The sequence below is a fragment of the Magnetococcales bacterium genome (assembly GCA_015228815.1).
In the GTDB taxonomy this organism is placed as follows: domain Bacteria; phylum Pseudomonadota; class Magnetococcia; order Magnetococcales; family UBA8363; genus UBA8363.
This window is the reverse complement of the sequence record JADGCV010000047.1, coordinates 20501-27153: the sequence shown is the minus strand read 5'-3', so window position 1 is coordinate 27153 and position 6653 is coordinate 20501. Positions and strand designations below refer to the sequence as shown.

The 6653-nt window shown below is 61.3% G+C and carries 5 protein-coding genes; all 5 read left to right on the top strand.

The window, feature by feature from the left end:
* Positions 1-103: 103 nt before the first annotated feature.
* From HQL76_15555 to ftsW, 5 genes are read left to right on the top strand one after another with little or no spacing between them, the layout of a single operon-like run.
* Positions 104-1606 (top strand): UDP-N-acetylmuramoyl-L-alanyl-D-glutamate--2,6-diaminopimelate ligase, encoded by a 1503-nt coding sequence (locus HQL76_15555; protein MBF0110584.1) that lies wholly within the window; start codon positions 104-106, stop codon positions 1604-1606.
* Positions 1606-2988, top strand: a complete 1383-nt coding sequence (locus tag HQL76_15550) for a UDP-N-acetylmuramoyl-tripeptide--D-alanyl-D-alanine ligase (protein ID MBF0110583.1) — start codon at positions 1606-1608, stop codon at positions 2986-2988. Before HQL76_15555 ends, HQL76_15550 begins: the two co-directional genes overlap by 1 nt.
* Positions 2978-4063, top strand: coding sequence for a phospho-N-acetylmuramoyl-pentapeptide-transferase (locus tag HQL76_15545; protein MBF0110582.1), 1086 nt, complete (start codon positions 2978-2980; stop codon positions 4061-4063). The genes HQL76_15550 and HQL76_15545 overlap by 11 nt, the downstream gene beginning before the upstream one ends.
* Before the next feature lie 2 nt (positions 4064-4065).
* Complete coding sequence (gene murD / locus HQL76_15540) at positions 4066-5451, top strand: UDP-N-acetylmuramoyl-L-alanine--D-glutamate ligase (GenBank protein ID MBF0110581.1); 1386 nt, start codon at positions 4066-4068, stop codon at positions 5449-5451.
* Positions 5441-6652, top strand: a complete 1212-nt coding sequence (gene ftsW / locus HQL76_15535; protein ID MBF0110580.1) for a putative lipid II flippase FtsW — start codon at positions 5441-5443, stop codon at positions 6650-6652. Before murD ends, ftsW begins: the two co-directional genes overlap by 11 nt.
* Position 6653: the final 1 nt, after the last annotated feature.

Below are 6653 nucleotides of genomic sequence, written 5' to 3'. Positions count from 1 at the left end.
GCGTGGAAAAACAAAATCAAAAACAAAAACAAAATCAAAACCCTGGGGGCAATCCCCCAGACCCCTTTTTTCTTTTAATAATTTTGAATCCGGGGGGGGCTGAATGGTTACCTCACGATTGATCGACCAGGCGGGACTGGAGGGACTGCGCCTTGAAGGGAGCGATCGGGAAATCTCGGGGATGAGCGTGGATTCCCGTCAGGTCCGTCCCGGTCATCTGTTCGCGGCACTGCCAGGATGGCGCACCCGTGGCAGCCTGTTCATCGAGGAGGCACTGAGACGGGGAGCGGTGGCGATTCTGGATCAGGGAGAAAACGAAATTCCGCCGACACTGTCCCATTTGATTCATCCCGACCCCGCCAAAGGGCTTTCCCGCCTGGCTTCGGCATTTCACGGCCATCCCGGCGGCAAGATGACCATGGGCGCCATCACCGGCACCAACGGCAAGACAACCGTTGCCGCCATGGCCGAAACGATTCTGACCGAAGAAGGAATCGCCACCGGGGTGATCGGTACCACCGGCGTCCGGGCGCCAGGAATGACCGCGATGACAGGAATGACAACCCCCGATCCGATCACCCTGCATGCACTGCTCGGGCAAATGGCGCAACACCAGTGCCAGGCGGTGGTCATGGAGGTCTCCTCCCACGCCCTGCAACAACAACGTACCGAGGCGATTTCCTGGCAGGCGGCAGTCTTCACCAACCTCAGTCATGACCATCTGGACTATCATGGCGATGTCCCGTCCTACTTTGCCGCCAAGGCACGCCTGTTTCTCGATCATCCACCACGATATGCCATCATCAATCTGGACGACCCCCATGGACAAACACTGGCCGAACTGGCAGCCCCCCATGCGAAAGTCCTGGGATTTTCCCTGAAAACCACCCCGACCGGCGCCCTGGTACACGCCCGGGAAATCAGAACCGACTGGGAGGCGAGTCATTTCATTCTTGCCACCCCCCAGGGCGCGTGTCCGATTCGACTGCCGGTCTGCGGCACCTTCAATGTTGCCAACGCCGTCGCCGCCGCCACCCTGGCAGGACGGATGGGGGCGAGCCTGGAGGCGATCCAACAGGGCCTCGCCCGATTCACCCCGCAACCTGGACGGATGGAACCGGTCGAACGGGGCCAGCCGTTCCGTGTCTTCGTCGATTACGCCCACACCCCCGATGCCCTGAAAAATCTGTTGACGACCGTGCGGGAAATGGCCCAAAAAGGACGCATCATCCTTGTTTTTGGCTGCGGTGGCGACCGGGATGCCGCAAAACGTCCCGTCATGGGCAAAATCGCCGGTCGTCTCGCCGACCGGATCATCGTCACCGATGACAACCCCCGTTCCGAACCACCCGGAGACATCCGGGAGGCGGTATTACACGGCGTGGCCCGCGGGGGCAACACAGGAGAAGACATCGCCGACCGCGCCCAGGCCATCGGCCATGCCCTGGCCCTGGCCCGTCCCGGAGACTGCGTCCTCATCGCCGGCAAAGGCCATGAGACGACCCAGATCCACCGCAATCAACCCCTCCCGTTCGATGACCGGCACTGGGCCCGCCACCATTTACACGAACTGGGCCACCATGGCCCATCCAAGGAGATCCCCTGATGCCACCCGATCTGGATTTCATTCGCCATGCGCTCAATCCCGCCGTGGAAAACCATTCCGGAGGCAATGTGGCATTCACCGGAATATCGATCGATTCGCGAACCCTTGTCCCCGGTCAACTGTTCGCCGCCCTCTCCGGTCCCAGTTTCGACGGCCATGCCTTCATACCCAAGGCGGTCGCGGCAGGGGCCCGGGCAGTCCTGGTCGAACGGAAGTGGCAGGAAACAACACCGGTTCCGGTCGTTCGCGTGGACGGAGTCCTCGATGCCCTGACCCGCCTGGCCCTGGCCTGGCGGCGACATGTCGCCGCCACCGTGATCGCCGTGACCGGATCCAGCGGCAAGACGACGGTCAAGGAAATGCTCGCCCTCTGCCTCGGCCAACACATGCACGGCGTCCATGCCACCCGGGGCAATCTGAACAATCACATTGGCGTTCCCCTGACCCTTCTGTCGCTCCCCGCCGACTGCCGGGTAGCGGTGGTGGAAATGGGAATGAGCGCCGCGGGGGAAATCACCCATCTGGCAGGCATCGCCCAACCCGACATCGGCCTCGTCACCAATGTTTTTCCCGCCCATATCGCCGCGTTCGGCAGCCTTCTGGACATTGCCCATGCCAAGGGAGAACTCCTGGCTGCCCTCCCCCCGGAGGGTGTGGCCATTCTCCCCTCCGGAAGATGGGAAAGCGCCATGCTTGCAACCCTGTCCCGGCCACAACGGCGTCTGACTTTCGGCATCGACGAAAACGCCACCATTTCGGCCCGGGAGATCGTCACAACACTTGAGGACACGACGTTCGACCTCCAGATCGCCGGAGAACCACCCGTCCAGGCGCGAATCCATGGACGGGGGAATCATCTGATCGACAACGCCCTGGCCGCCGCCGCCGCCGCCCATGCCATCAAGGTCCCCGTGACGGCCATTGTCCGGGGACTCGAAGAATTCCGCCTGCAAAAAGGACGGGGAGAGGTCAAGAACACCCCCGGCGGATGGCAGGTGATCGACGACACCTACAACGCCAATCCCGGCTCCATGGCCGCAGCCCTCGCACGACTTGGCAGCGACACCCACCGGCGCCGCATCGCGGTCCTGGGAGACATGCTGGAACTCGGGGATTCGGCAGTCAAATTGCATGAAGCGTTGGCAACCGCCGTCATCGATGCCGGCATCTCCAGGTTGTTCACCACCGGAGAACTCATGAGGCACCTCGCCCGGCGCCTTGAGAATCATCCCAACCTTCAGGTCGATCATCGCCATGATGCCGGCGAATGGATCGGTGTACTGCCCGGATTGTGTCGCCCCGGAGACCTGGTTCTGGTCAAGGGGTCCAGAGGAATGAAAATGGAACGCATCGTCGAGGATCTTGGCCGCCATGCTGTATAATCTGCTCTATCCGTTGAGCGATCAATGGACCGTTCTGAACCTGTTGAAATACATCACCCTGCGTTCGATCGCCGCCGCATTGACCGCCCTGATCCTCTCCTTTCTGCTCGGACCGATCCTGATCCGCGGCCTTCAGGCGGTGCAGGCAGGCGGACAACCGATCCGGGAAGACGGTCCGCAACGTCACCTCCTTGAAAAAAAGGGAACCCCCACCATGGGGGGAACCCTGATCCTTTTGGCCGTATCGGTCCCGACCTTTCTGTGGGCCAACCTGGCCAATCCCTACATCATCATGGTGTTGACGGTCACCCTGGGGTTCGGCGCCATCGGATTCTGGGACGACTACGTCAAAGTCACCCGCCAACACAGCCGCGGCGTCTCGGGCAAAACCCGTTTCCTGATGCAATCGGTCATCGCCCTCCTGATGGCGGCGGGACTGGAATTGAGTGACGGCAATACCTTCGGCATCCTGAGCGTCCCCTTTTCCAAGGAACTTTCGGTCGATCTCGGGCTGTGGTTTTTTCCATTCGCCATCCTCGTTATCGTCGGAGCGGGCAACGCCGTCAACCTGACCGATGGTCTCGACGGCCTGGCCATCGGTCCCTCCATGTTGACCGCGGCCAGTTTCATGATCATCTGCTATGTCGCCGGTCACGTCCACTTCGCCAATTATCTGGGCATCCCCTATGTCGCGGGCGCGGGCGAACTGGCAATCTTCTGCGGCGCCATGGTCGGAGCCGCCCTGGGATTTCTATGGTTCAACACCTATCCGGCCCAGGTGTTCATGGGCGATGTCGGTTCCCTGTCCCTGGGGGCCGCCCTCGGGGCGACCGCCATGGTGACCCGGCACGAAATCGTTCTGGCGATCATCGGCGGCATCTTCGTCCTGGAAACCTTCTCGGTCATTCTTCAGGTCGCCTCGTTCAAACTGACCGGGAAACGGGTCTTCCGCATGGCCCCCCTGCACCATCATTTTGAACTCAAGGGATGGGCCGAACCCAAGATTATCGTTCGTTTCTGGATCGTCTCCATCATCCTGGCCCTGATCGGGCTCGCCACCTTGAAAATACGTTGATCATGGACACCCCATCCCCATCTCCATCCTCTGTCCCTTCGTTCGGCGTCCTTGGCCTGGGTCGTTCCGGCAAAGCCGCGGTCCATTTTCTGTCGCAACGGCGCCATCCGGTCCTCGCCTGGGATCAGGGAACCGTCCCCCTTGATGAACTGAAACACCTCCCGCAGATCGAGGTACTGCACGGTCCCCTGCCCGAGGAACGATTCGGTCGCTGTGCCGCCATTCTTCTGTCGCCAGGCATCCCCCGCAACCATCCTGGAGTTGCCCGCCTGATCGATCAGGGAATCCCGGTCATCAACGATTGTGAATGGCTCTATCGGGAGGCGCAACGACAAACCCCGCCCCCGCGCCGTTTTGTCGCCATCACCGGCACCAACGGCAAATCGACCGTCACTACCCTGGTCGGCATGATGCTCGCCGCCGCCGACACCACCGGCATCCAGACCCGAACCGGAGGCAACCTGGGTCAGGCGGCTCTGTCCCTGTTTCACGAAGAGACCCGGACCTATGTCCTGGAACTCTCATCCTTTCAACTGGAAAGCATGCATGATTTTCGTGCCAACAGTGCTGCCCTGCTCAACATCTCTCCCGATCACATGGACCGCTACCCCCGACTGGAAGACTATCTGGCAGCCAAGTTGCGCATTTTTCGCAATCAGCGGCCCGGCGATGTCGCCATCGTCAATCGCGACGATCCCGGATTGTGGCCGGAAATGGCCCAATCCGCCTGCCTTCCCGGAGTGACCCTGGTCGGGTTTTCCATCGACAGGCCGGTTCCGGGAGGGGTCTACATCGAAGATGGCCAGTTGATCGACCACCGTGGTCCCAGGAAACAACCCTTGATGGCGACATCGCGCATCCGCATCAAGGGACGGCACAATCTGGCCAATGCCACCGCCGCCGCCGCCCTGGCCCTGAGCGAAGGGGCCCCCCCCGACACCGTGGCCGGCGTCCTCGAAGAATTTTCCGGCCTGCCGCACCGGATGCAATGGGTCCGGGAGATCAACGGCGTCGGCTTCTACAACGATTCCAAAGGGACCAACGTCGGGGCCGTCATCGAATCCCTCGCCTCCTTCGATCATCCCCTGGTCCTCATCGCCGGCGGACGGGCCAAGAAAACCGACTTTTCATCCCTGGAAGCCGCGGCCCGCAACCGTCTGCGCGCCGCCGTCCTCATCGGCGAGGCGGCCAACGATCTGGAACAGGTCTTGTCCCGGGTCGCCCCGACCGTCCAGGCTCCGTCGATGAAGGAGGCCGTCGCCCAGTCGCTGCGCCTGGCCCACCCCGGCGATGTCGTCCTCCTCTCGCCCGCCTGCGCCTCGTTTGACATGTTCAAGAATTTCGAGGATCGGGGCGATCGTTTCAGCGAGGCGGTACATGCTCTTTAAATCCGCGAACAAATCCTCCCAGGGAAAAAAGAAACCACCACCCAACTGGGACCCCCCCGCCGACAAACAACGGGTGGGAACCATGGATCTGTGGATGGCGGGCGTTGCCTTTTGTCTGCTGATCATTGGTCTGGTCATGGTCTATTCCGCCTCCGCCCCCATCGCCCTGCGCCACTTTGGCAATGCGTCGCATTATGCCTTGCGCAACGGCATTTTTTCCCTCCTGGGCCTGATCACCCTGGTTTTGATCAGTCGCCAATCGATCACGACCATCCGCCGTATGGGACAATGGGGTTTTTTCATTTGTCTGTTCCTCCTGGTCGTCACCCTCATCCCCGGAGTCGGATTGGAAGGGGGTGGAGCGCGACGCTGGATCAACATTGGCTTTGCCACCATTCAACCCTCCGAACCCTTCAAGGTGATCCTCGCCCTGTTCATCGCCCATATCCTCGCCCTCAACCCGGCGCGTGCCGGAACCTTTTTTTCCGGCATCGTCCCGCTGTTTTTCCTCTTCGGCATCGGCGCGGCGCTGCTTCTGGCGGAACCCGATTTTGGCGCCACCATGATCTGCGCCTCCATCGTCTTCGGCATCATTTTCATCGCCGGCATCCCCCTGTCCTGGATCATCGGCCTGTTTGTCGCCGCCGTGCCATTGGCCGCCGCCGGGGTGATCATGGCCCCCTACCGCTTCCGCCGCGTCACCTCCTTCCTCGACCCGTGGGACGATCCCCTCGACAGCGATTTTCAACTTGTGCAATCGCTCCTCTCCTTCGGCAACGGCGGCTATACCGGGACCGGTCTCGGGCAGGGACAGCAAAAACAATTCTACCTTCCCGAATCCCACACCGACTTCATCTTTGCCGTCATCGGTGAAGAACTCGGCTTGTTCTGGATCCTCCTGATCATCCTCCTCTTCGCCATCCTGATCTGGCGCGCCATCCATATCGCCCGCATGGCGGACGACCGCTTCGTCCGCCTCGCCTCGACCGGACTCGCCGTCCTCCTCGGGGCCCAATCGGTCGCCAACATGGGGGTCGTCATGGGACTCCTCCCCCCCAAGGGATTGACCCTCCCCCTCGTCAGTTACGGCGGAACCTCGATCATCGTCACCCTGGGGGCCATCGGTCTGCTGCTGGCGTTCTCGCGTACCTTGCCGGTCTCGGAAAAAACAGGGTTCTCGTTCAAAAAGTCCTTCTTTTGAT

Coding starts and splice junctions, on each gene's coding strand:
- HQL76_15545 (MBF0110582.1), top strand. CDS start 2,978: ATGCTGTATAATCTGCTCTATCCGTTGAGCGATCAATGGACCGTTCTG.
- murD (MBF0110581.1), top strand. CDS start 4,066: ATGGACACCCCATCCCCATCTCCATCCTCTGTCCCTTCGTTCGGCGTC.
- ftsW (MBF0110580.1), top strand. CDS start 5,441: ATGCTCTTTAAATCCGCGAACAAATCCTCCCAGGGAAAAAAGAAACCA.
- HQL76_15555 (MBF0110584.1), top strand. CDS start 104: ATGGTTACCTCACGATTGATCGACCAGGCGGGACTGGAGGGACTGCGC.
- HQL76_15550 (MBF0110583.1), top strand. CDS start 1,606: ATGCCACCCGATCTGGATTTCATTCGCCATGCGCTCAATCCCGCCGTG.